1 protein-coding gene is annotated in these 699 nt (G+C 43.3%); it reads left to right on the top strand.

Annotation, left to right across the window (positions count from 1 at the left end; translation table 11 throughout):
• The first annotated feature begins 128 nt into the window (after positions 1-128).
• The gene (locus tag R7E78_RS26750) at positions 129-572 is read left to right on the top strand and encodes a DUF2069 domain-containing protein (protein WP_318058689.1); all 444 of its coding nucleotides are present in this window, start codon (positions 129-131) and stop codon (positions 570-572) included.
• Positions 573-699 lie beyond the last annotated feature (127 nt).

Here is a 699-nt window from a genome sequence, read left to right as displayed (position 1 = left end):
GGAGGAGACTCGCCTGGCACAACAATTAGGTAAACGACTAGCAACAGCAGCGTTAAAGCTCAAAGCTTGTCACTAATACCAGTATTAATAATCAGTAGAATTGGTATCAATTCAAGGATAGAGAATCGATGTCTGACTCTTTCGAAGAACAACCACCTCTTGGTGCTCAAGCAAAAACGTATCGCTACCTCGCTTTGTTCGGCAACTTATCTTTATTAGCATGGGTCGCGATTTGGCAACTCGCTTTATCTCCTCACCCTCATCTGAGTAGCACAACACTCGCGATTGCATGGTGTATTCCGTTATTGCTACCGTTACCTGGCATCTTAGCGGGCAAACCTTACACGCATGCATGGGCGAACTTTGTCTTGATGCTGTATTTCTTGCACGCCCTCACTATCTTGTACGTGGACGGTGGTGAACGGTGGTTGGCAGCGGTTGAGCTGGTGCTTACCTCTCTTGGTTTTGCTGGCAATATTTTATTTGCTCGTGCTCGAGGAAAAGAGCTAGGCCTTAAACTCAAACGCTTGTCACAAGTAGAAAAAGAAGAAAAAACGAAGTTCAATAAATAACTTCTCTGATTCAAAAACAAAAAGAGTCGCAATTGCGACTCTTTCTTTATTCTATGCTCAAACGCGGATTAACTTTGCGAAGTAGAATTCCACTCATAAATCAGATCGTATTGATCTTGCACTTGAG

This window comes from Vibrio sp. YT-19(2023), assembly GCF_033337395.1.
Note: the sequence above shows the minus strand (reverse complement) of the source record. Positions and strands in the feature narration are given on the sequence as shown.